At 61.7% G+C, this 23,580-nt stretch carries 22 protein-coding genes and 1 tRNA gene; 8 read left to right on the plus strand and 15 right to left on the minus strand.

Annotation, left to right across the window (positions count from 1 at the left end):
• Positions 1-7: 7 nt before the first annotated feature.
• Positions 8-81 (minus strand) — tRNA-Asn (locus BN5935_RS01905).
• A 124-nt stretch (positions 82-205) separates the two neighbouring features.
• Here BN5935_RS01905 and BN5935_RS01910 point away from each other — a divergent pair.
• The 4 genes from BN5935_RS01910 (at position 206) to BN5935_RS01925 (ending at position 4,221) form a co-directional block, all read left to right on the plus strand.
• Positions 206-1,285: a DUF1573 domain-containing protein gene (locus BN5935_RS01910; RefSeq protein ID WP_064974596.1), complete on the plus strand. Its 1,080-nt coding sequence runs from the start codon at positions 206-208 to the stop codon at positions 1,283-1,285.
• A 24-nt stretch (positions 1,286-1,309) separates the two neighbouring features.
• Entirely contained in the window at positions 1,310-2,194 is an 885-nt protein-coding gene (locus BN5935_RS01915; RefSeq protein WP_064974597.1) for a sulfide/dihydroorotate dehydrogenase-like FAD/NAD-binding protein, read from the plus strand.
• A gap of 3 nt (positions 2,195-2,197) precedes the next feature.
• On the plus strand, positions 2,198-3,583 hold the full coding sequence (gene gltA, locus BN5935_RS01920; RefSeq protein ID WP_064974598.1) for an NADPH-dependent glutamate synthase: 1,386 nt from the start codon (positions 2,198-2,200) through the stop codon (positions 3,581-3,583).
• A 68-nt stretch (positions 3,584-3,651) separates the two neighbouring features.
• A complete protein-coding gene (locus BN5935_RS01925) occupies positions 3,652-4,221 on the plus strand; it encodes a lipocalin-like domain-containing protein (RefSeq protein WP_064974599.1) in 570 nt (189 codons plus the stop codon).
• A gap of 53 nt (positions 4,222-4,274) precedes the next feature.
• On the opposite strand, the gene BN5935_RS01930 is transcribed toward BN5935_RS01925, so the two are convergent.
• Entirely contained in the window at positions 4,275-5,300 is a 1,026-nt protein-coding gene (locus BN5935_RS01930) for a glycosyltransferase family 9 protein (protein WP_064974600.1), read from the minus strand.
• On the minus strand, positions 5,284-5,889 hold the full coding sequence (locus tag BN5935_RS01935) for a DUF4254 domain-containing protein (RefSeq protein ID WP_064974601.1): 606 nt from the start codon (positions 5,887-5,889) through the stop codon (positions 5,284-5,286). Before BN5935_RS01935 ends, BN5935_RS01930 begins: the two co-directional genes overlap by 17 nt.
• A 75-nt stretch (positions 5,890-5,964) precedes the next feature.
• On the opposite strand from BN5935_RS01935, the gene BN5935_RS01940 reads away from it, so the two are divergent.
• The 4 genes from BN5935_RS01940 to BN5935_RS01955 are packed head-to-tail and all read left to right on the plus strand — an operon-like array spanning position 5,965 to position 10,287.
• On the plus strand, positions 5,965-6,969 hold the full coding sequence (locus tag BN5935_RS01940; RefSeq protein WP_064974602.1) for a glucosaminidase domain-containing protein: 1,005 nt from the start codon (positions 5,965-5,967) through the stop codon (positions 6,967-6,969).
• 18 nt (positions 6,970-6,987) lie between these two features.
• Positions 6,988-7,674, plus strand: a complete 687-nt coding sequence (locus tag BN5935_RS01945) for a hypothetical protein (RefSeq protein ID WP_064974603.1) — start codon at positions 6,988-6,990, stop codon at positions 7,672-7,674.
• Between the two features lie 10 nt (positions 7,675-7,684).
• The gene (locus tag BN5935_RS01950) at positions 7,685-9,820 is read left to right on the plus strand and encodes a S9 family peptidase (RefSeq protein ID WP_064974604.1); all 2,136 of its coding nucleotides are present in this window, start codon (positions 7,685-7,687) and stop codon (positions 9,818-9,820) included.
• On the plus strand, positions 9,817-10,287 hold the full coding sequence (locus BN5935_RS01955; protein WP_064974605.1) for a methylated-DNA--[protein]-cysteine S-methyltransferase: 471 nt from the start codon (positions 9,817-9,819) through the stop codon (positions 10,285-10,287). Before BN5935_RS01950 ends, BN5935_RS01955 begins: the two co-directional genes overlap by 4 nt.
• Here the strand turns inward: BN5935_RS01955 and BN5935_RS01960 are convergent, their stop codons facing one another.
• The 12 genes from BN5935_RS01960 to BN5935_RS02015 form a co-directional block, all read right to left on the minus strand.
• Positions 10,288-11,826, minus strand: coding sequence for a glycosyltransferase family protein (locus tag BN5935_RS01960; RefSeq protein ID WP_162272052.1), 1,539 nt, complete (start codon positions 11,824-11,826; stop codon positions 10,288-10,290).
• Positions 11,827-11,960: 134 nt separating this feature from the next.
• Positions 11,961-13,508, minus strand: a complete 1,548-nt coding sequence (locus tag BN5935_RS01965) for a glycosyltransferase family protein (RefSeq protein WP_064974607.1) — start codon at positions 13,506-13,508, stop codon at positions 11,961-11,963.
• A gap of 148 nt (positions 13,509-13,656) precedes the next feature.
• Positions 13,657-15,084 (minus strand): NADH-quinone oxidoreductase subunit N, encoded by a 1,428-nt coding sequence (locus tag BN5935_RS01970; protein ID WP_064974608.1) that lies wholly within the window; start codon positions 15,082-15,084, stop codon positions 13,657-13,659.
• 6 nt (positions 15,085-15,090) lie between these two features.
• Positions 15,091-16,575 (minus strand): complex I subunit 4 family protein, encoded by a 1,485-nt coding sequence (locus tag BN5935_RS01975; RefSeq protein ID WP_064974609.1) that lies wholly within the window; start codon positions 16,573-16,575, stop codon positions 15,091-15,093.
• Between the two features lie 13 nt (positions 16,576-16,588).
• Positions 16,589-18,481, minus strand: a complete 1,893-nt coding sequence (gene nuoL / locus BN5935_RS01980; RefSeq protein ID WP_064974610.1) for an NADH-quinone oxidoreductase subunit L — start codon at positions 18,479-18,481, stop codon at positions 16,589-16,591.
• Positions 18,482-18,494: 13 nt separating this feature from the next.
• Complete coding sequence (nuoK, locus tag BN5935_RS01985; RefSeq protein WP_064974611.1) at positions 18,495-18,803, minus strand: NADH-quinone oxidoreductase subunit NuoK; 309 nt, start codon at positions 18,801-18,803, stop codon at positions 18,495-18,497.
• Positions 18,804-18,815: 12 nt separating this feature from the next.
• Positions 18,816-19,325 (minus strand): NADH-quinone oxidoreductase subunit J family protein, encoded by a 510-nt coding sequence (locus BN5935_RS01990; RefSeq protein ID WP_064974612.1) that lies wholly within the window; start codon positions 19,323-19,325, stop codon positions 18,816-18,818.
• A gap of 3 nt (positions 19,326-19,328) precedes the next feature.
• Positions 19,329-19,766: a 4Fe-4S binding protein gene (locus BN5935_RS01995; protein WP_064974613.1), complete on the minus strand. Its 438-nt coding sequence runs from the start codon at positions 19,764-19,766 to the stop codon at positions 19,329-19,331.
• A gap of 2 nt (positions 19,767-19,768) precedes the next feature.
• Positions 19,769-20,845 (minus strand): NADH-quinone oxidoreductase subunit NuoH, encoded by a 1,077-nt coding sequence (nuoH, locus tag BN5935_RS02000; protein ID WP_064974614.1) that lies wholly within the window; start codon positions 20,843-20,845, stop codon positions 19,769-19,771.
• A 12-nt stretch (positions 20,846-20,857) separates the two neighbouring features.
• Positions 20,858-22,447: an NADH-quinone oxidoreductase subunit D gene (locus tag BN5935_RS02005; RefSeq protein WP_204244926.1), complete on the minus strand. Its 1,590-nt coding sequence runs from the start codon at positions 22,445-22,447 to the stop codon at positions 20,858-20,860.
• A 64-nt stretch (positions 22,448-22,511) separates the two neighbouring features.
• Positions 22,512-23,168: an NADH-quinone oxidoreductase subunit B gene (locus BN5935_RS02010; protein ID WP_064974616.1), complete on the minus strand. Its 657-nt coding sequence runs from the start codon at positions 23,166-23,168 to the stop codon at positions 22,512-22,514.
• On the minus strand, positions 23,159-23,509 hold the full coding sequence (locus BN5935_RS02015; RefSeq protein ID WP_064974617.1) for an NADH-quinone oxidoreductase subunit A: 351 nt from the start codon (positions 23,507-23,509) through the stop codon (positions 23,159-23,161). Before BN5935_RS02015 ends, BN5935_RS02010 begins: the two co-directional genes overlap by 10 nt.
• Positions 23,510-23,580: the final 71 nt, after the last annotated feature.

A 23,580-nucleotide genomic window follows, 5' to 3' on the forward strand; every position in this document is an offset into this window, starting at 1 on the left:
GCATCTGCGCCTGAACAAGGACTTGAACCTAGGACCCCATGATTAACAGTCATGTGCTCTAACCAACTGAGCTATTCAGGCATTCGAAACGAATTGTCTCATCGTTTCGGAGTGCAAATATAGGTCAAAAATTCATTCCTGCAAAATTATTGCACGAAATTTTCGCAAAAAAAGTATCTTTGCATGTTCCCCAACAAACGAACCGATGTCAGCAAAACGAATCATACTCCTCATTATCGCGGCGTTCGCCGCTTTTTCCGCCTCCGCTCAGGCACGTCTGGTCTTCGAACCCGACACATGGGATTTCGGCACCATCCGCGAGAGCGACGGCCGCGTCAGCCATACCTTCACGGGCGTCAACCGCGGCGACAAGCCGCTGGTGATCCTCGACGTAGTGACCTCCTGCGGCTGCACGGTGCCCGAATTCTCGCGCCAGCCCATCACTCCGGGCGGCAAGACGCAGGTCACCGTCACATATGATCCCATGAACCGCCCCGGCACCTTCACCAAGGAGCTGTGGGTCTACTCCAACGAGCGGAAGAAGGTCGCCTCGATCACCGTGCAGGGCAACGTCACGCCGCGCGAAAAGAGCCTCGAGGAGCTCTACCCGGTCGATGCCGGCGGGGGCCTGCGGCTGGCCACGACGCTCAGCGCCTTCTCCTATATATATCAGGGCCGGCAGGTGCAGGGGTCGATCGGCTATGCCAACGCCTCGGACCGCACCGTCCGGCTCTCGCTGCGTCCGCAGGGCGAGAGCGGCCTGCTCCGGGTAGACGCCCCGCAGCGCATCGCGCCGGGCCAGCGGGGCGAGATCAACCTCTCCTACCTCATCCCGGCCGACAAGCCCCGCTACGGCACCCTGCGCGATGCGCTGGAAGTCGCGGTCGACGGCCGCAGCAACGGTACGACGATCGTGGCGCACGGTATCGGCGTCGATGCGCGGCCTGCCGACGCGACACAAAAGGCCCCGAGGGCCGAATTTTCGGAAAATATCCTTAAATTTGGCCCGGTGAAGCAGACGGGACCGCGGCAGAAGCTGTCGTTCACGCTTTCGAACACGGGCGACGCGCCGCTGATCGTCCGGGCCGTGGAGGGCGAAGGACACGTCGCCACGACACTCTCGCCGGGCCGGACGGTGGCCCCGGGAGATTCGTTCCGGGCCGAGGTGCTGCTCGACCCCGCGACGCAGGATTTCGGCGTGCTGACCGAACACCTCGTGGTGGTGACCAACGACCCCGTGCGGCCGATGCGGCGCCTGCGGATCACGGCGATCATTGAAGACTGACACACAAACGCTTAATACGACATAATGTACCCCATTCTTGAAAAACGAAGCCTCGCGGAAGGCATCTGGCTGATGAAGGTCCTCGCACCGCGCGTAGCGCGTTCGGCGCAGCCCGGACAGTTCGTCATCGTGCGCGTCGACGAACACGGCGAGCGCATTCCGCTCACGATCTCCGATTTCGACGCCGCGGAGGGCAGCGTGACGATCGTCACGCAGGCCATCGGCGCCTCGACGCGCAAGATATGCGCACTCGAACAGGGCGACGCCCTCACCGACTTCGCAGGGCCGCTGGGCCACCCCTCGGAGTTCGTCAAAATCCCCGTCGAGGAACTTCGCAAACGGCACTACCTCTTCGTGGCGGGCGGAGTGGGCACGGCCCCGGTCTATCCGCAGGTCAAATGGCTCCGGGAACACGGAGTCTGCGCCGACGTCATCATCGGCGCCAAGACGCGCGACATGCTGATTTATACCGATGCCATGCGGGCCGTCGCCGAGAACCTCTACATCGCCACCGACGACGGTTCGGAGGGCTTCAAGGGGCTGGTGACGCAGGTCGTCGAAGAGCTCGTCGAAAAGCAGGGTCGGCATTACGACGAATGCGTGGCCATCGGACCGATGATCATGATGAAGTTCGTGGCCCTCACCACGAAGAAATACGGTCTGAAGACCACCGTGTCGCTCAACGCGCTGATGGTCGACGGCACGGGCATGTGCGGCGCCTGCCGCGTGACGGTCGGCGGACGGACGCGCTTCACATGCGTCGACGGCCCGGAGTTCGACGCCCACGAAGTCGATTTCGACGAGGCGATGCGCCGTCAGGGTATGTACCGCACCCAAGAGCAACGCGCCGCGGCCATCGAGGCCGAGCGCAAGGCGGGACACGAATGTAGGATCGGATTAGACAAGTAAACCATGGCAAACAAGATACCCCGCGTGCCGGTGCGCGAACAGGACCCGGCCATCCGTGCGACCAACTTCGAGGAGGTCTGCTACGGCTACAACCCCGAAGAGGCCGCGCTCGAAGCCTCGCGCTGCCTGCGCTGCAAGAATCCCCGCTGTGTCGGGGCGTGCCCGGTGGGAATCCGCATCCCCGACTTCATCGCCGCCGTGCACGAAGGACGGCTGCAGGAGGCCGCCGACATCATCTCCGAGGACAGTTCGCTGCCCTCGATCTGCGGCCGCGTCTGCCCGCAGGAGAGCCAGTGCGAAGGGGCGTGCATCCTCGGCATCAAGGGCGAACCGGTGGCCGTGGGCAAGCTGGAACGCTTCGTCGGCGACTGGAAACTCGAACACGGCGCCCCGGTGCAGCCCGCCGCCGTGCGCAACGGCCGCAAAGTCGCCGTCATCGGCAGCGGCCCCGCCGGACTGGCCTGCGCCAGCGATCTGGCGCGCATGGGTTACGAGGTGAAGATTTTCGAGGCGCTGCACAAGGTGGGCGGCGTGCTGGTCTACGGCATCCCCGAATTCCGGCTCCCGAAAGAGCGCATCGTGGCGCGCGAGATCGCGCAGGTCGAGCGGCTGGGCGTGGAGATCGAGACCGACGTGATCGTGGGCCGCACCGTGACGATCGATTCGCTGCTGGACGAGGAAGGGTACGACGCCGTCTTCATCGGCTCGGGCGCCGGACTGCCCCGCTTCATGGGCATCCCGGGCGAGAACCTCAACGGCGTGGTTTCGGCCAACGAGTTCCTCACGCGCGCCAACCTGATGCACGCCTATGACAAGGAGTACGACACCCCGATCTACGTCGGACAGCGCGTGGTGGTCGTGGGCGGCGGCAACGTGGCGATGGACGCCGTGCGCACGGCCAAGCGGCTGGGCACCGAGGCGACGATCGTCTACCGCCGTTCGGAAAAAGAGCTCCCGGCGCGTGTCGAGGAGGTCCACCATGCCAAGGAGGAGGGCATCCGCTTCCGCATGCTGACCAATCCCACCGAGGTCCTCGGCGACGAAAAAGGCTGGGTGACGGGCCTGCGGTGCGTGGAGATGGAGTTGGGCGAACCCGACGAGAGCGGCCGCCGGTCGCCGGTAGTTAAGGAGGGATCGGATTTCGAAATCCCCTGCGACGTGGTCATCATGGCGCTGGGCACCTCGCCCAACCCGCTGCTGGCCGCCACGACCGCCGGGCTGGAGACCACCCGCCGGGGCTGCATCACGGCCGACGAGCACGGAGCCACCACCCGCAAGGGCGTCTTCGCCGGGGGCGACGCCGTAACGGGCGCCGCAACGGTAATCCTGGCCATGGGCGCCGGACGCACGGCGGCCCGGGCGATCGACGAGTATATTAAATCACTCTAAAGAGTTACAAGTCAGGGAAATTTTCGTAAATTTGCGGCGTCAAAAAACCTTTAAAGACACACAAGCAAATGAAAAGCATCAAATTTCTGGCAGCCGTTGCAGCCCTCTGCGGGCTGGCAGCCTGCGCCGACAAAACCCCGAAGACCTTCGAGGGTTTCATCGCCGACGCGTCGATGAACACCGTCACCGTCAAGGCGCTGACCGCCGACGAGACCTACACCTTCTCGACGATGGACGCCGATAAGAGCGAGGCCGAAGGCCTGCTGCTGGGCGCTCCGGTGGTCGTGGACTACACGGGCAAGCTCGAGGACGGCGCCGCAGCCACGAAAGTCGCCACCGACCCCACCTATGCCGAAGCCGTAGGCCGGTGGACGATGCCCGACCCGATCGATCCCGAAGGTGTGATGGGCGTCGAAATCATGGTCGAGGGCGCTGCGCAGTCAATCAACATGGCCACGCTGGTCTATTCGTCGTGGGAGCTTCAAGGCGAAGCCGACAAAATCCTGCTCAAAGGGCAGAGCATCGGCAACGGCCAGACCATCGACTTCACCCAGACGGGCGTGATCGCCAAGGATGCCGAGGGCCGATACACCCTGACGATCGAGGGCACCGAGACGGTCTACACCAAGGCCGAATAACCCCTGCTGTTATAGAAAAAAGCCTCCGGAGTTCCGGAGGCTTTTTCGTTTCATCATCGCCCGATCAACTGCCTCACCCGCTCTGCGATCATCGCAGGGGTCACGGCTTTCAGGCAGCGATAGTCGCCGTAACGGCAGGGCTTGCTGCCGAATACGGAACAGGGGCGGCACGTCATGTCGGCCTGCAGAATCCCCTGCGGATCGCACCCGTAACCCAAGAATCCCAATCCGGGATGCGTCGCGCCCCACACCGACACCACGGGCGTGGCCACGAGCGCCGCCAGATGCATGACCAGCGAATCCATCGACACCACGCAGTCGAGGTTGGCGATCAGGTCCATCTCCCCGTCGAGGCGGACCTTGCCGAACAGCGCCGTGACGTTGGGATACATGCGCTCCATCTCCTCGGCGAACTGTTGTTCGCCTCCTCCGCCGCCGTGGATGAAGACCCGGTCGTAACGCTCCGCCAGCAGCCGCACCGCCTCGCGGCTCTGCTCCCCGGGATAGGTCTTGCCCTGCTGCGCCGAGAAAGGGGCGAATCCCACCCAGACGCCCTCTTTGGGGCCGAACGGATTGGGACGCTCCTGCCGGCGGACAGGTTCCGGATCGTCGAACACGAACCCCAGCCGGCGAAACGTGTCGCAGTAGCGCAGCACAGTATGGCGCAGCGGCTCCATGCCGCGGCTCCCGCAGCGGATGAACTGCCGTTTCTCCGCGCGGCCCTTGTGAATGAATGCCACGGGGATGCCGTGGAGACTCATCGAGAGACGGAAGGCCCGGGAGCGCAGCACGTCGTGCACGTCGGCCACGGCATCCACACCCAGCCACCGGGCCTCGGCAGCCAGCCGCCACATGCCCCGCAGGGAGTGGTGGGCGCCTTTGAGGTCGACATCGAGAAAATCCACGCCCAGCCCCTCGAAGAACGGTTTGAACATCGGCCGCGTCGCCACCGTGACCCGCAGGCCGGGATAGGCGGACATCAGCGCACGGAGCGCATGCGGCAGCATCGCCACATCGCCCATCGCAGAAGTCCGCAGCACCAGCAGATGACGCGGGAGTTCCCTATTTTTTCTGGCCATAGAGCACCGGATTCAGCGCCGGGTCGTTGTACATCTTCATCTGCTTGTAGGTCTTCATGTACTTGCGGCCCGCCTCGATATCCTCGATCAGCTCCTCGATGGACCGCGAAAGGTCGGCCTGCTGCGAGAGCAGCACGTCGAGCTTTTTCCGGCAAGCCGCCCGGTGTTCGTCGTCGACGTCCGTGCGCTCCGCCTCGCGCGCCATGTGGTAGATTTTCAGGGCGAGGATCGACAGCCGGTCGATGGCCCACGCCGGAGTTTCGGTGTTCAGCCGGGCGTCGGGAGCCGGCACGATCTCCTTATATTTGTCCAGCAGGTAGGAATCGACATACTCCACCATGTCCGTGCGGTCCTGATTCGACTTGTCGATGCGGCGCTTGATCTTCAACGCCTCCGCCGGATCGATCGCCGGGTCGCGGATGATGTCCTCCAGATGCCACTGCACGGTGTCGATCCAGTTTTTATGATAGAGCAGGTGGTCGATCGTTCCCGGGGCATAGGGGTTGTCGATCGGATGGTCGACATCGTCCCAGCGGTGATATTCCTCGATAGACCGGTTGAAAATACGATTCGCGTTTTCGGTAAACATAGCTTGCGGTTTATTCGATTATTGTTATTTTCATCGGAAAATTATACCTTTGTCGGTAACTGTTAAACAAAGATAATGACTTTTTCCAAAAAAGCAATATCCCTCGCGGGAATCCTTCTCTGCTGCGCGGTGCAGCTCGGGGCGCAGGTGCGCCAGACACGCGAAGAATACGTCAGCCGTTACATGTCGATCGCCGTGGCCCACATGGAGCGCTACGGCATCCCGGCGAGCATCACCATGGCGCAGGGCATCCTCGAATCCGACTGCGGCAACAGCCTGCTGTCGATGCGGTCGAACAACCATTTCGGCATCAAGTGCAAGCGCAACTGGACGGGCGAGAAGGTCTACCACGACGACGACGCCAAAGGCGAATGTTTCCGCGCATATCCTTCGGTCGAAGCCTCCTATCAGGACCACGCCGAGTTCCTCGACTCGCAGCCCCGCTACGACTCGCTCTTCGCCTACCCGTCCGACGACTACAAAAGCTGGGCACGGGGTTTGAAGGCCGCGGGATACGCCACGGCGCCCGACTATGCCCAGCGGCTCGTGCGGATCATCGAGGAGAACCAGCTCTTCCTGCTGGACCGTCCCGACGGCATGCACCTCTACGCCACGCGCTACGGACTTCCGCGCGACCCCGAGGAGTGGTTCTCGTCGCAGAGCAGCGTGGAGCGCACGGCCGAGGCCGGAACGGCCATCGACCCGGACAACTACCGCGTAACGATCAACGCCCATGCAGGCTACAACGTCTATGCCACCAACGGCGTGCACTACGTCACGGCCAAGGAGAACGACACGTTCGAGAACATCGGCGGGAAGTTCCGCCTCTCGGCGCGCAACCTGCGCAAGTTCAACGACCTGAAGGACAAGAAGGCGCAGCCCGTTCCGGGCGAAGTGGTCTACATCGAGCGCAAGAAGAAGCGCTGGACGGGCAACGCCCAGCATCACATCGCGCGTCAGGGCGAGACGGCCTACTCCGTCGGGCAGTCCTACGCCATCCGCACGCGGTCGATCGAAAAACTCAACCGCCTCAAGTCCGGCGAGGAGCTGGAGCAGGGGCGCCAGATACGCATCAAGTAAAAAACGACATACAGACCTATGGAAACAACCCCGCTGAGAGCCAAGATACTCGACACGATCATCCGCAAGTCGACCCTCAAACAGAAGGTTTTCGACAACTCGTTCGCAGCGTTCAACACCCTGAAGGAGACTCTGCTGGAGATGGCCTCGGAGATGGACGACGAGCTGGACGGCAAGCTCGACCGCCGCGTGCGGCTCGAATACCGCGACCGCGGCAAGTTCGAGGCCCAGTTGCAGGTGGCCAACGACATCCTGATCTTCCAGATGCACACCGACGTCTTCGAATTCGAGGAAGGGCACCCCATCTGGCAGAATCCCTATGTCGCGGCCGACCGCGAGAACTCCTACTGCGGGCTGGTCAACATCTACAACTTCCTTTCCGACTCGTTCAAGTTCAACCGCAATGCCGACGAGGGCTACCTGATCGGCCGCATCTTCATCAACCGCGAACGCCGCTACTTCGTCGAAGGCAAACAGCAGACCTCGATGCGGGCCGCGGATTTCGGCCGGGAGGAGTTGGACCGCGACGCACTGGTGCCGATTCTCGAATCGGCGATTGATTTCGCGCTGAATTTCGACCTGCTGATGCCTCCCTACGAGGAGAACAAACGCGTGACGGTCGACCAGTTCAACACCAAGATGGACAATTCGAAATTCGTGACCGGCAAACGGCTCGGCTACGATTTCGACATAGAGGATATTTAACCGCACGACCTTGAGAAAGAGACTTTTCACCCTACCCGCGGCGCTTCTGCTCGTCGCGGGGGCTACATACGCCCAGAACGAATACGCCGAGATCGCCCGCCTGCGGAGCCTCAACGAATCGGTGCGCGGCATCCGCCCGATGGCCGACGGCGAACACTACACCACGCTCGACGCGAACAACATCCTGCGTTACAGCTACGCCGCGGACACGCCGGGTGAGAGCATGCTCCCGTCGCCCGCGCCCAACCTCGTTATCAGCGACTACGTCTTTTCGCCCGACGAGCAGACGATCCTCGTCGCCTCGGGCCGCAAGCCCATCTACCGCCACTCCTACACCACCTCCTACTCGCTCATCCGCGACAACCGCGTGCTGCCCGTGCTGCGGCAGGCCGAAGCGCCGCGCGACGCCTCGTTCTCACCCGACGGACAGCAGATCGCCTACTCCGACGGCAACGACCTCTACGTCTACGACATCGCCGCGCAGACCACGCGCCGCATCACCGACGACGGAGCGTGGAATCAGGTCATCAACGGCACGACCGACTGGGTCTACGAGGAGGAGTTCGGCATCACACAGGCCTACGCCTTTTCGCCCGACAGCCGCCGCATCGCCTACCTGCGCTTCGACGAGAGCGAGGTGCCGCTGATGGAGATGATGCGCTTCGACGGCAAGCTCTACAACCGCGCCTACTCGTTCAAATACCCCAAGGCCGGGGAGCGTAACTCCGTAGTCCAGCTCTGGGTGGCGGACCTCCAGACCGGAAGCAAAGAGCGCATCGACACGGGCCCGGAGACCGACCAGTATATCCCCCGCATCGGATGGACGCCCGACGGACGGCCGTGGTTCTACCGTCTCAACCGGCGGCAGAACACGTTCGAGATGATCGTCTGCGAGCCCCACGGGGCCCAGCGCACGGTCTATGAGGAGCGCGCCCGACAGTATGTCGAGCGGGTCGACGACAAGACCGTCACTTTCGTCGACAAGGACCGCTTCCTCGTGCGGCAGGAGAGCCACACGGGCTTCATGCACCTCTACCTCTACAGCCTGCGCCGCGGCATTCTCGGGCAGGTGACCAAAGGCGACTGGGAGGTCACCGAGGTCGTCGGATGCGACGGCAAGCGCGTCTGGTACCTCTCGACCGAGACCTCGCCGCTGCGCCGCAACCTCTACAGCGTGCGTCTCGACGGCAAGGACAAACGCCGCCTCACCACAGGCGAAGGCTACTACACCGCTGCCCCGGCCCCCGGCATGAAATACTTCATCACCACCTTCTCCAACGCCTCGACACCCAACCTCACGGAGGTCTGCGACGCCGAAGGCCGGGTGATCCGCACGCTGGCCGACAGCCGCACCCTGCGCGACGAACTGGCGGCGACGGCACGCCCCGTCAAGGAGTTCTTCACGTTCACGACCGAGCGCGGCGACACGCTCAACGCCTACATCGTCAAACCCCGCGGCTTCGACCCCGCGCAGCGCTACCCCGTGCTGCTGACGCAGTATTCGGGCCCCGGTTCGCAGTCGGTCCGCGACCGCTGGTCGCTCGACTGGGAGGACGCGCTGGCCGACAAGGGCTACATCGTGGTCTGCGCCGACGGCCGCGGCACGGGATTCCGGGGCGAAAAGTTCAAGAAACTCACCTACGGACGCCTCGGAGCGCTGGAGGTCGAAGACCAAATTTCGACGGCCCGCTACATGGCCGCGCAACCCTATGTGGACCCCGCACGCATCGGCATCTACGGCTGGTCCTACGGCGGATTCATGGCCCTGAGCTGCGCCATGAAGGGACACGGGCTGTTCCGCATGGCGATCGCCGTGGCACCCGTCACCTCGTGGCGCTACTACGACACGATTTACACCGAAATCTACAACAACCTCCCGCAGTACAACGCCGCGGGTTACGACGACAATTCGCCGATCAACTTCGCGCGGATGCTCGACGACAAGCGGACGCGCCTCGTGATTATCCACGGCACGGCCGACGACAACGTACATTTTCAGAACACCATGGAGATGACCCGGGCGCTGAACCGCGCCGGCAAGCAGTACGACATGATGGTGTATCCCGATCAGAATCACTCGATGCTGCCCGACGCAACGGCACACATAAGACAGAAAATGATTGATTACACCCTGAAGAATTTATGACGTATTCCATGCAACTCGAAACGCCGATCGGCCCGCTGACGGTCACGGCGACCGAAAAGGCCGTAACGGCCATCCGATTCGGCACACAGGTTCCGGAGGGCTCCACACGCTGCACCGAGGCGGAAGCCACGCCCCTGCTGCGCCGGGCCGCCGAAGAGATCGGCGACTATTTCGCAGGCTTGCGCCGCGATTTTACGCTGCCCCTCGCCCCCGAGGGAACGCCCTTCCAGCAGAAAGTCTGGGAAGCACTGCGCACCATCCCCTACGGCGAGACCCGCACCTACAAGGAGATCGCCATCCAGATCGGCCACAACCAGTCGTTCCGGGCCGTGGGCATGGCCAACAACCGCAATCCGATCGTGGTCGTGGTCCCCTGCCACCGGGTCATCGGCTACGACGGCAAGCTCACGGGATATGCCGGGGGCCTCGACGTCAAGGAGCAGTTGCTCGAATTGGAAAGACGGTAGTCAACAATCCCGATGTAACTCCGGCTGCGCCTGTACCTCGTAAACATTCTTGGAGCGTACCGCGAAGCGAGTCCAGTCATTGAAATTGAAGTAACGCACCACCCATTCGGGATAGGGGCTCCAAACGATTTTGCGCAGTGGCAACGGACTTTTCCCGGTCAGGTCAGGGTCCGGAGAGAGGATCAGCACGCACCGCCCTTCGGCCTTAAACCGCAGGGCAGCCTCCCGTAGCGCCGCGGGAGAGTCGAAATGAAAACATTCGAGATTCTCAGGCATGTAGAAACGGGCCTCGACCACACGGGAAGGGATCGCAAAACGCTGCATATGGCAGTAATAACTCCGCTCGCCCGCCATACAGAGTGCCGCAACAGGCCCTCTGCCGCGGCACCAGTTACGCATGACCTTGTAAAAATGCACGTCGGGAGTATCCTGCATGAGATTATAACCCATTATCCCGAAGTTCATCACGACCGCCGTACCCAGCGCATAACGCCATCCGCGCCCTGCAAACCGGCCTGCCAGCTCGCGGAACATCAGCACGATGAACCAAGGGGCGAAAAAAAGCGCCGGGAAGAAGAAGCGCAGTTCCTTGTGCGGAAGAAAGAAATGCACCGCAAGGAACGGTACGAGCATCCATGTCACGACGTGCCGGGGACGGCGCCGGAAGAACCACAACGTCGCCGCGAGCACCAGCAATCCGAAGATTACGCCACCTTCAAGCACCGGAGCCGTGAGATAATACCACCACGGCCGGACCCCGAACTGGTCCATCCGGGCATTGAGAATATTCTCGTGCAGGTAGTTCCACGGCGTGAGGGTCCACTCCCCGTAAAGCCAGCGGTCGGCCAGCAGTCCGAGCACCAGTATGGCCAGCACGCCCGGAACCATCCCGGCATAGAGTTTCCAGCGGCGGTGAAACACCAACAGCCAGATGCCGTAACCCAGCAGTGCGAATCCCATCTGAAACCGCACCGCAAAGGTCATCCCGGCGGTCATTCCCAGCAACACGCCCCATCCGAACTCCCGCCGCCCCACGGCCCTGCGGCAGCGTATCGTGAGCGCCGCCAGCAACAGAAGCAGGTTGCCCGAGATCATCTCGGCATTGAAATGGACATGGAGGTAGGCCAGAAACCAGAGGAAGAATCCCAGCAGCAGGAACCAGCAACGGGCTTTCTCGTCCTCCAGTTCGTCACGCACCGTGCGGTAGAAGAACAGCAGCACCGCAACCGAAAGGGCGCCGCTCAGCAACTGAAGCACGAACACCACCGCAAAGGGCGAATAGAGCCCCGCGGCCAGCAACCCTTTTCCGACGGCCCACGCCACGAAGGGCTGTATGCCGGAGCGCATCTGCAAGGGATACTCCCACGCCAGATGTGCCGTCGAGGTTCCGAAAAGTTTCATGCAGGCATACTCCAATATCTGATAATGTTCATCGGAGTGGTAAACACCCTGACTGAAAACGGCATATAGCAGCGTGACCAAGCACCCGGCCCAGATCAGCCGGGGGGGGGTAATCCTGAGGCGTTCGAAAGAAATCATTTGACGTATAGAGCAATTCCGGGTGCAAAAATACATCAAATCCTGAAAATTCCACACCCCGGAGCGCAAAAACAGTCCCGACGGAGATGCCGCGAAGCACACCGACGAGGGGCATTGCCCGCACCGGGAAAATATCAGACGGCTTCCGGAGCGGCGGCATCCATCGGCCCCACCTCATAGACGCCCATATAGCGACCCCCGAAGCGGGTCCAGTCGTTGAAATTGAAACAGCGCACCAGCCAGTCGGGATAGGGGCGCCAGGGAATCTTTTTCAGCGGCAGGGAGAATTCCGTGTCCAGCCACCAGCAGTGCGAAAGCACCATCAGTTGCCGGTCCTGTGCCTGCAACGAGGGAGCCGCGGCCTCGAGTTCCGCCTGCGTTTGGAAATAGAGCGGCCGCAGGTTCCGGGGCATGTAGAACCGGACCTCGATGATGCGGCCCGGCTCCAGAATATCCTCGATGAATCCGTACCCGACACCCGTCGGAACCAGATTGAGCGCCACGACCTCCTTTTTGCCGCGGCAGTACTCCTGCATCATTTTGTAGAAATAGATTTCCGGACGGGGCTGCGCCAGACAGTAGCCCACGATGCCCATGTTGACCACGACGAGTGTTCCCGTCACATAACGCCAGACCCGGGCCGCAAACCACCTGCGGGGCAGTTCGCGGAACATCAGCACGATGAACCAAGGGGCGAAGAAAAGCGCCGGGAAGAAGAACCGCAGCTCCTTGTGGCCCATGAAGAAATGTACCAGAAGAAACGGCACGAGCATCCACGTCACGACGTGCCGGGGACGGCGACGGAAGAACCAGACCGTGGCGATGAGCGCCAGCGGTCCGTAGACATACCCGCCCTCGGTGAACGGTTCGGTGAAATAGTACCACCACGGCGAGGTTCCGAACTTAAGCATGTTCTCGTTGAGAATGTTCTCGCACAGGTAGTTCCACGGCGTGAGGGTCCACTCCCCGTAGAGCCAGCGGTCGGCCAGCAGTCCGAGCGCCAGCATGGCCAGCACGCCCGGAACCATCCCAGCATAGAGTTTCCAGCGGCGGTGAAACACCAACAGCCAGATGCCGTAACCCAGCAGTGCGAATCCCATCTGAAACCGCACCGCAAAGGTCATCCCGGCGGTCATCCCCAGCAACACGCCCCATCCGAACTCCCGCCGCCCCACGGCCCTGCGGCAGCGTATCGTAAGCGCCGCCAGCAACAGGAGCAGGTTGCCCGAGATCATCTCGGCATTGAAATGGACATGGAGATAGGCCAGAAACCAGAGGAAGAATCCCAGCAGCAGGAACCAGCAGCGGGCGTTTTCGTCCTCCAGTTCGTCACGCACCGTGCGGTAGAAGAACAGCAGCACCGCGACCGAAAGGGCGCCGCTCAGCAATTGAAGCACGAACACCACCGCAAAAGGCGAATAGAGCCCCGCGGCCAGCAACCCTTTTCCGACGGCCCACGCCACGAAGGGCTGTATGCCGGGCCGCATCTGCAACAGGTACTCCCAAGGCAGATGTTCGGGCACCGGGGTCCCGAAGAGCTTCATATGGGCGTATTCGAGTATCTGGAAATGCTCGTCGGGATGGTAGGTACCTAGACTGAAAGCGGCGTATAGCAGGGTTACCAGACCCCCGGCCCACATCAGTCGGGCGGGGGTGATTTTGAGGCGTTCGAAAGAGATCATCAATACTATTCAGCGTTGTTACGGTTGCAAAAATACATCAAATCCCGCGGATTCCGCACTCCCGGGCGAAATATGCCCCGCCGGGAGGGGACTGCCGAAAGCACGGGGGCGCGGAAAACCGTGCCTCGCATGCCGTCCGGGTCCGGAATCAGAGCCCGAACGCGAAGAGGTTGATGCCGTCGTAAACGGCGCTCACGAGGCCCAGCAGCAGCACCCCGGCCATGCAGATCACAAGGCTGATGCGCGTGTAGCGGTCGGTGCGGAACGTTCCGACCGGCGTATCGTTGGGAGTGATGTACATCGCCTTGACGATCAGCAGGTAGTAATACAACGAGATCACCGTATTGATCAGCGCGATGAATACCAGCCAGTGGAAACCGCCCTTGAAGGCCGCCGCGAAGACGAAGAATTTCGAGAAGAAGCCCGCGAAAGGCGGAATTCCCGCCAGCGAGAAGAGCGCCAAAGTCATCCCCACCGCCAGCCGGGGATTGGTCTTGTAGAAGCCGTTGTAGTCCTCCAGCCCCACCTTGCCGCCGCTGTGCTGCTCGACGACCGACAGCACGCCGAACACCGCGAGGTTGGCGGCCATGTAGACCAGCACATAGAAGACCAGCGAGGTCATGCCGAGGGCGTTGCCGCCGATGACGGCCAGCATGATGTATCCCGCCTGCGAGATGGACGAAAAGGCCATGAAACGCTTGAGGTCCTTCTGCCGGATGGCGAAGAGGTTGGCGACGGTGATACTCAGCACCGTGACGATCCAGAGCAGCGTCTGCCACTGCTCCACCATCGGGGCGAAGACCTTCACGAGCACCGTCAGCAGAACGAAGGCCGCGGCGCCTTTCGACACCACCGAAAGATACGAAGTCACCGTCGTGGGCGCTCCCTGATAGGTGTCGGCGGTCCAGAGGTGGAACGGCACGAGCGAGATCTTGAACCCGAGTCCCGAGAAGAAGAAGACCAGCGCCATCACCTGCAGCGGCGAACCCGTCAGGCGGGCCGCCATGTCGTCGAAATAGAGCGTCCCGGTGGTCCCGTAGAGGAACGAGATGCCGTAGAGCATCAACCCGCTCGAGAACAGCGCGCAGAGGATGTATTTGGCCCCGGCCTCGGCCGAGAAGCGTTTGTACTTGTCGAAAGCCACCAGACAGGCCATCGGCACCGAAGCCAGTTCGAGCCCGATGAAGAACAACAGGAAATTGCCCGCACCGATCATGAAATACATGCCCAGCAGCGTCGAGAGGGTCAAGATGTAGAACTCGCCCTGCTTGTGGCGCGTGTCTTCGCGCCGCAGCCATGTGTTCGCCTGCAGGCAGACGACGAGCGCACCCACGGCGAGGACGCCCTTGACGATGCCGTGCATCGGATGATACTGAAACATCCCGCCGAAGAGTTCGCCCTCTCCGCCCGGGAGGAGGCTGGCCACGACCTGCACGACGAGTAGGCCGCAGGTCACGGCCGAAAACCAGCGGCGGCCGCGCTCCCCGGCCACGAGGTCGTAGAGGAACACGAGGACGAGGATTGCCGTGAGGGTCACTTCGGCCCGCATCAGCGTAAATATCGAGGTGTAATCCATAGTCGCTTAATTCATTATGTGTGTGATGACCTCCGTCACGCTGCCGCGAATCATGTCGCTCACCCACAGCGGCGCCAGACCCATGCCGGCGATGGCCGCGACGAGGCAGATGACCGAAAGACGCTCGTCCCATGTGGCGTCCGAGAGTTTCAGGTGTTCGGGATTGCCGCACGTTCCGTAGAGAATCTTCCCGACGACGCGCAGGATGTAGACCGCCGTGATGACGATCGACGTACAGGCGATGATCGTGACAACCCGGTGGAACGTGTCGGCGTGCATGAACGCACCGTTAAAAATGGTCATCTCGGCCACAAAGCCGCTCAGACCCGGAAGCCCGAGGTTGGCGAGGCCCGCGATCACATAGCCCACCGCCAGAAAGGGCATCACCTTCATCAGCCCGCCCAACTGGCGGATGTCGCGCGTATGGGTCCGGCCGTAGATCATGCCGATCAGGGCGAAGAAGAGGGCCGTCATCAGGCCGTGGCTCAGCATCTGGAGCACGGCGCCCGTACCGGCCGCGGTGTTCATCATCAGCACGGCGAAGAGCACCAGTCCGCAGTGCGACACCGAGGAGTAGGCGTTGATGTATTTCAGGTCGGTCTGCACGCAGGCCGCGAAAGCGCCGTAGACCACGGAAACCGTCGTCAGGACGATGAATATCCAGCTCAGCTCCTGCGCGGCTTCGGGCAGGAGGTACATGGCGATGCGGAAACAGCCGTATCCGCCCAGCTTCATCAGCACCCCGGCGTGGAGCATCGACACGGCCGTCGGAGCCGAGGCGTGACCGTCGGGACTCCATGTATGGAACGGGAACAGGGCTCCCAGCACGCCGAAGCCCACGAATACCAGCGGGAACCAGATGCGCTGCAACGCGACGGGAATGTTGTGCAGGGCGGCGATCTCCTGAATGTTCATCGTCGTGGCGCCCGCCCCGAAGTAGATGCCCAGAATGCCGATCAGCAGCAGCGCCGAACCGCCCATCAGCATGAGCGTCAGTTTCATGGCGGCGTACTCCTTGCGGCCGCTGCCCCAGACGCCGATCAGCAGGTACATCGGGATCAGCGCCACCTCGTAGAACATGAACATCGTGAAGAGGTCCACCGAGACGAAGAACCCGAAGACACCCACGCTCAGCAGGCAGAACCAGAGGAAATAGGCTTTGATGTCGGTCTTCATCTGCCACGAGGCGAACGTGCCGGTGAAGACGATGATGGCCGACAGCAGGAGCATCGCCACCGAAATGCCGTCGACGCCCACGGCGTAGTGGATGTTGAGCGGCGCATACCAGACATAACTTTCAGTGAAGAGCATCGCCGCCGTCTCGCCCGCGCCGCGCAGCCCGAGGTACTGCACCACGAGCACGACGGCCAGCGCCACGAGCAGCGAGGAGCCCGCGACCATCACGGTGTGTATCTGCCGCGTCGATTTCGAGAGCCACAAACCCAGCATCATCACGAGCGGGATGGCCGGAAACAGGGATAGTATATTCATAACAACTTTCCGATTAGCAGATTAAAAGTATCAGGATCGTAAGGCCCAGCGCACCGCCGAGGAACCAGATGCAGTAACGCTGCACACTGCCGCTCTGCATGTCGCGGATAAGGCAGGCGACGCCGTGCGTGCCCCGGGCCAGAAGGTCCATGAAACCGTCGACCACATGGCGGTCGAACCACGCGATAGGCGTCGAGATGCAGGCGAAGATCACCCGGTGGGTGATGAACTGGTAGACCTCGTCGATATAGAAACGACGGTAAGCCGCCCGGTGCAGTCCGCTGAACGTCGCGGCGAGTTTGTCGGCCACGGGCTGCCGGTCGCGGGCGTACATCCACGTCGCCAGCGCGATGGCCGCGGCGGCCACGCAAAGGCTGACGGCGGCGACGCCCGTGTCGATATGGATCGTGTAGGCCGCGCCGTCGCTCGAAACGAACTTCCCGAAGGGGATGAATCCGGCCACGCAGGTCACCACAGCGAGGAACACGAGCGGCAGGGTCATCGTCAGCGGAGCTTCGTGCGGCGTGTGCGCGGCATGGAGTTCGCGGTTCTCCGTGCCCCAGAAAATGCCGTAGTAGAGGCGGAACATGTAGAACGCCGTGAGGCCCGCGATGACGGTCATCACCCACCCCATTACGGGTGAGAAGGCGAAGCAGGCGGTCAGTATCTCATCTTTGGAGAAAAATCCGCTCAGGGGCCAGATGCCCGCGATGGCGAGGCACGCCACGAGGAACGTCGCATGGGTCAGCGGCATATAGCGCCGCAGTCCGCCCATGGCCGACATTTCGTTGGAGTGTACCGCATGGATGATACACCCCGCGCCGAGGAACAGCAGGGCCTTGAACATGGCGTGGGTGAAGAGGTGGAACATCGAGGCCATGTAACCCAGCCCTCCGGCGTGCGGATCGGCCGAGGTGCAGACGCCCAGCGCCACGATCATAAAACCGATCTGCGAAATGGTGCTGAACGCCAGCACGCGCTTGATGTCGCTCTGCACGCAGGCCACGACCGCCGCATAGAGCGCCGTGAAGGCCCCGATATAGGCCGTCCAGTGCAGGACTTCGGGGGCATAACCGATGAACAGCGGGAACATCCGCGCCACGAGGTAGACGCCCGCCACGACCATCGTCGCGGCATGGATCAGCGCCGACACGGGCGTCGGGCCCTCCATGGCATCGGGCAGCCAGATGTGCAGCGGGAACATGGCGCTCTTGCCCGCACCGCCGATGAACATCAGCCCCAGCGCCAGCGGGATCATCGTCCCGGCGGCCACCAGCAGGTTGGCCTCGGGCGTGAAGGAGAAGGTCCCGGCGTAGTAGCCGTAAATCAGGATGCCGATCAAGAAGCCGAGGTCGGCGAAACGCGTCACGATGAAAGCCTTCTTCGAAGCGGCCACAGCCTCCTTTTTCGTATAGTAGAAGCCGATCAGCAGGTAGGAGCTGACGCCCACCAGCTCCCAAAAGAGGTACATCTGGAAGATGTTGGTGGCCACCACCAGCCCCATCATGCTCATCGTGAAGAGCGAGAGGAACGCATAATAACGCTGGAAGCCCCGCTCGCCCTTCATGTAGCCCAGCGAGTAGATGTGGACCATCAGCGAGACCGTGGAGATCACCACGAGCATCATCACCGAGATCGGGTCCAGCAGCACCCCCAGATCGATGTGCAACGCACCGCCGATGGGCAGCCACACGGTGTTCCAAGGGATCAGCGTCGGGAACACGCCCGCGGCGTCTCGTCCGGCCGAGAAGTATTCGAAAGCCGTGTAATAGCTCAGCAGCGCCACCACGGCCAGCACGGCCGTACCGAAGAGGCCCGCCACGACGGGGCGCATCTTCATCCCCGCGAGCCCCAGTACGAGGAAGCTCACGAAAGGCAGTAAAAGTATCAGAATCGTATATTCCATAACGGGTCGTTTGTTACCACTTCATCTCCCGCAGGCTCTTGGCGTCGATGTTGCGGATGTTGCGGTAGATGTTGATGATGATGGCGATGGCCACGGCGGTCTCCGCCGCGCTGATGCCGATGGCAAAGAGCGTGAAGAAGAACCCCTCGAGCTGCTCGGGAAAGAGGAAGCGGTTGAAGACCACGAAGTTGATGTCCACCGAATTGAGGATCAGCTCCACGGAGATCAGCATCGCCAGCAGGTTGCGCCGCGTGACGAACCCGTAGATGCCCACGAACATCATGATCGTGGAGACGACGAGGTAATATTCCATTTTTATCATAGCCGTACCTTTTTAACGTTTGCGTGCGATGAGGATACCCCCGACGATGCAGGCCAGCAGCAGGATACTGATGACCTCGAAGGGCAGGATGTAGCCGTATTTTTCCGGGCTCATCAGCGCGTGGCCGATGGTCTGCACATGCAGTTCGCCGTGCTCGAAATGCGAGGGGTTGAAGTCGTGCCGGAGCATCACCCAGAGGCAGATGCCGAGGCTCGCCAGCGTAGCGCCCAGCCCCGCGAAGAGCTTGTAGCCCTTGAGGTCCTCGGCCTTGTCGCCCTGACTCGAGGTGAGCAGGATCGAGAAGACGTAGAGTACCGTGATGCCGCCGGCGTAGATCAGCAACTGCACGGCCCCGAGGAACGAGTAGTTGAGCTGGAAATAGATGCCCGCCGTGCCGAACAGCACGAACAGCAGGTAGGTTGCGGCACGCAGGATGCGCTTGGTCGTCACGGCGAGTATCGCGCTGACGCCGATGAACAGCGCCAAGACCGTGAATACGATGAGTTCGAGTGTGATTTCCATGGCTTACTGTCGGTTGAGTTGTTTGACGAGTTTTTCGCGCGTGTAGACCGCATGTTCGAAATCGGTCGAGAAGCGGATGGCGCCGGTCGGACAGGCGTTGACGCACAGGTGGCAGAACATGCACGACCCCAGATCGTATTCGTAGCGCACCAGCCGTTTTTTGGTCTTGCCCGTCTCGGGATCGGTGACCGTCTCGGTCGTGAGGCGGATGGTGCCGTTTGGGCAGGCCGACTGGCAAAGCCCGCAGGCGATGCACTTGTTGCGGCCCTCGGCGTCGTGGGGCATCGTCAGCTCGCCGCAGAAGCGGTCGTACATCTTCAGCGTAGCCCGGTTCTCGGGATATTGCTCCGTGACTTTCGGGGTGAAGAACTCCGTCAGCGTGACCTTCATGCCGGTCATCAGGGTTCCCACGCCGTGAAACAGTCCTTTGATATAGCTCATAATCAGAAATGCAGTTTAAAGACGACGACAATGACCATCAGCAGCAGGTTGGCCAGCCCGATGGGGACGAGATATTTCCATTCTAAGGTCAGGATCTGGTCGATCCGCAGACGCGGGAACGTCCACTTGATCCACATCAGCAGCCACACCACGAAGAAAGCCTTGGCGAAGAACCAGACGAAGCCCGGAATATAATCCATCACGGCGTTGAAGCCCTCCCAACCCGAGATGTGCAGCGGCATCCAGCCCCCGAGAAAGATGGTGGCGGCGACGCCCGCGACGATGAACAGGTTGACGAACTCGGCGACGTAGAACAGGCCGAAGTGCATGCCCGAATACTCGGTGTGATAACCCGCCGTCAATTCCGACTCGGCCTCCGGGAGGTCGAACGGTCCGCGGTTGACCTCGGCGTTGCCGGCGATGAGGTAGATCACGAAGGCCACGAACGCCGGAATGTGACCTTTGAAGAGAAACCACCCGTCGGCCTGCCGGGCCACGATCTCGGAGAACTGCATCGTATCGGTCAGCACGATGATCGTGAGGATCGAAAGGCCGATCGAAAGCTCATACGAGATCATCTGAGCACCGCTTCGCATGGCGCCGATGAGCGAATACTTGTTGTTGGAACTCCACCCGGCCAGCAGGATGCCGACCACGCCGATCGACGAGGCGGCCATCAGGAAGAAGACGCCCACGTTGAAGTCCAGCACCTCGAGCCCCCTGCTCACGGGCAGGCAGGCGAAAGCCAGCACCGAGGCCAGAATGACGATATAGGGCGCGAGGTTGTAGAGGAACTTGTCCGAACGGCGGATGGTGATGATCTCCTTGGTGAGCATCTTCAGCACGTCGGCAGGAACCTGCAGCAGTCCCCAGAAACCCACGCGCACCGGGCCCAGACGGCACTGGAAAGCCGCGCAGACCTTGCGCTCCATGAAGATCATCACGATGGCGATCACCGCATACATCAGCAGCAGGCAGACGCCGACCAGAACGCATTCGATGAAGACAGCCAGCCCGAAGGGCATCAGCGACGTCAGCAGTCCGTGGACCCAGCTTGTAATTATAGAAAAGTCGAACATATTGTGTCTTTTTTATCGGTCAATATCCGGAACCACATAATCCAACGTACCGCCGATGGCGATCAGGTCGGCGATCTTCGTCCCCCGGGCGATGGTCTCCAGACACGAAACGAGCGGCAGGCCCGTCGAGCGGAACTTCATGCGGTAGGGGAACTTGTCGCCCCGGCTCTCGATGAAGACCCCGAACTCGCCGCGGCTCCCCTCGACGGCGGCGTAGTAGCTGCCCTCGGGAATGCGGATCACGGGCTTCATCTTCAACTGGTACTCGCCCGCGGGGATGTTGTCGATCAACTGTTCGATGATGTTCATGCTCTGCTCGATCTCGCGCATGCGGACCATGTAGCGGGCGAAGCAGTCGCCCTCGGGGAACAACACCTCCTCGAAGTCGACCTTACCGTACATCGCATAGGGATGGCGCTTGCGCACGTCGCAGGCCCAGCCCGAGGCGCGGCCCGTGCCGCCCGGCACGTCGCAGGCCCAGCCCGAGGCGCGGCCCGTGCCGCCCGTGGCGCCGAACGAGACGGCATCCGCACGCGTCAGCACGCCGGTGCCTTTCAGACGCTCCTGCGCGATGACGTTGCCCGTGAAGACTTCGTGGTATTCGCGCAACTTGGGACGCATATAGGCGATGAACTCCTTGGTCTTGCGCACGAAATCGGGGTGAATGTCGGCCTGCACGCCGCCGATGGTGTTGTAGGTCTGGATCAGGCGGCCGCCGGTGGTCTGCTCGAGGATGTCGAGCACCTTCTCGCGGTCGCGGAATCCGTAGAAGAAGGCCGTCAGGGCCCCCATGTCCATGCAGAGACAGGCGAAGAACAGCAGGTGCGAATCGATGCGCTGCAACTCGTCCATGATCGTGCGGATGTACTGCACGCGTTCGGAAACCTCCACACCCAGCCCCTTTTCGATGCACATGCACAGCGCATGGCGGTTCTGCGCCGCCCCGAGGTAGTCGAGACGGTCCGTCAGGGCCAGCGTCTGGGGATAGGTCAGCTCCTCGCACATCTTCTCGATGCCGCGGTGGATGTAGCCGCAGTGCACGTCGAGTTTCTTGATGATCTCACCCTCGAGCGACACGCGGAAACGCAGCACACCGTGCGTCGCCGGGTGCTGGGGACCGACGTTGATGACGTACTCGTCCTCCTCGAAAAGCACGTTGCGCTTGCGGATATAGCTGCCGTCGGATTGCAGTTCGTAGGTCGGCGAGCTGTCCTTCGACACCTCGTTACTCATGCGCAGGGGGTTCTGCTCCGGGTCGTAATCCTTGCGCAGGGGATATCCCACCCAGTCGTCGCGCAGGAACAGGCGCCGCATGTCGGGGTGGTTCAGGAACCGGACCCCGAAGTAGTCGAACACCTCGCGTTCGTTCAGTTCGGCGGCCTTCCACAGGTCGCACACCGAGGGCAGCACCGGACGCCCGCGCTCCTCCGTCAGCGTCCGCAGCACGACGTTCTCACCCGTCGCGGTCGCCTCGAGGTGGTAGACCACGCCGAAGCCCGCCTCGCCCCAGTCCATGCCCGTGAGACTGCGCAGGAAATCGAATCCGTCGGCCCGCAGACGCTCAGCCAGATCGTGAAAGCCGTCCGCCGGGACGGTGAACATCCCGTCGCCGCCTTCGGTCCATACGGCGCGGGGCTCCCATGCCGTAATCTTGTCTATGAGGTTGCTATTCATGCTTTTCTTCTCCTTCCACATTCAGTTCGTTCCCTTCGGCCGTCAGGTCGCGCCGGAGCAGTTCTTCGTACTCCTCCCGGCCCACCTGCCGGTTCACGCCGCCGAAGAACTTCTGCACCTTCACCTTGCGCTGGAGCTGCATCAGTCCGTAGAGCATCGCCTCGGGGCGCGGCGGGCACCCGGGGATGTAGACGTCGACGGGCAGGACCTTGTCCACGCCGTCGACCACATGGTACGACCGCTTGAACGGACCGCCGCTGATGGCGCAGCCGCCCACGGCGATCACATATTTGGGATCGGCCATCTGGTCGTAAAGACGCTTGAGCACCGGGGCCATCTTATGGGTGATGGTTCCGGCGACCATGATGAAGTCGGCCTGCCGCGGGGAGGCGCGGGCTACTTCGAACCCGAACCGGGCAAAGTCGTAGCGCGCGGCGCCGACGGCCATGAACTCGATGCCGCAGCAGCTCGTGGCGAACGTCAGGGGCCAGAGGCTGTTGCTGCGGCCCCACTCGATCAGCTCGTCCAGACAACCCACCATGACGTTGGTGCCGCTCTCGCGCAGCTCGGCGATCATCCGTTCGATGTACTCGTTGTCGTTGAAGTCCTCGTACTTCATCGACTTGATTTTCGGTCTTTTTATTTCCATTCCAAAGCTCCTTTCCGCCATGCATAGGCAAGGCCCAGAATCAGTACCAGCAGGAAAAAGAGGATGCTCACCAGTCCGTAGACACCCAGATCCTGCACGACCACGGCCCACGAGAAGAGAAACACCGTCTCGACGTCGAACATCAGGAAGAGGATGGCGAAGAGGTAGTAACCCACCTTGAACTGCATCCACGAGCGGCCGCGCGTCGGGATGCCGCATTCGTAGGCTTCGCCCTTCTGGGGGTTGTACGAACGCGGCGAAATGGCGCGGGCGATACCCAGCGCGACTGCGACCAGCGCAATGGCCGTAAGGATGACGACCACCAACAGCGTAAAATACATATGCGATTGTTTTACGAATTATATTCGGCGCATGAAAACGCCACAAATCCGGGAAGACGACTCCCGGAGAA

Origin of the sequence: Alistipes provencensis (genome assembly GCF_900083545.1) — a bacterium.
Lineage (GTDB): Bacteria > Bacteroidota > Bacteroidia > Bacteroidales > Rikenellaceae > Alistipes > Alistipes provencensis.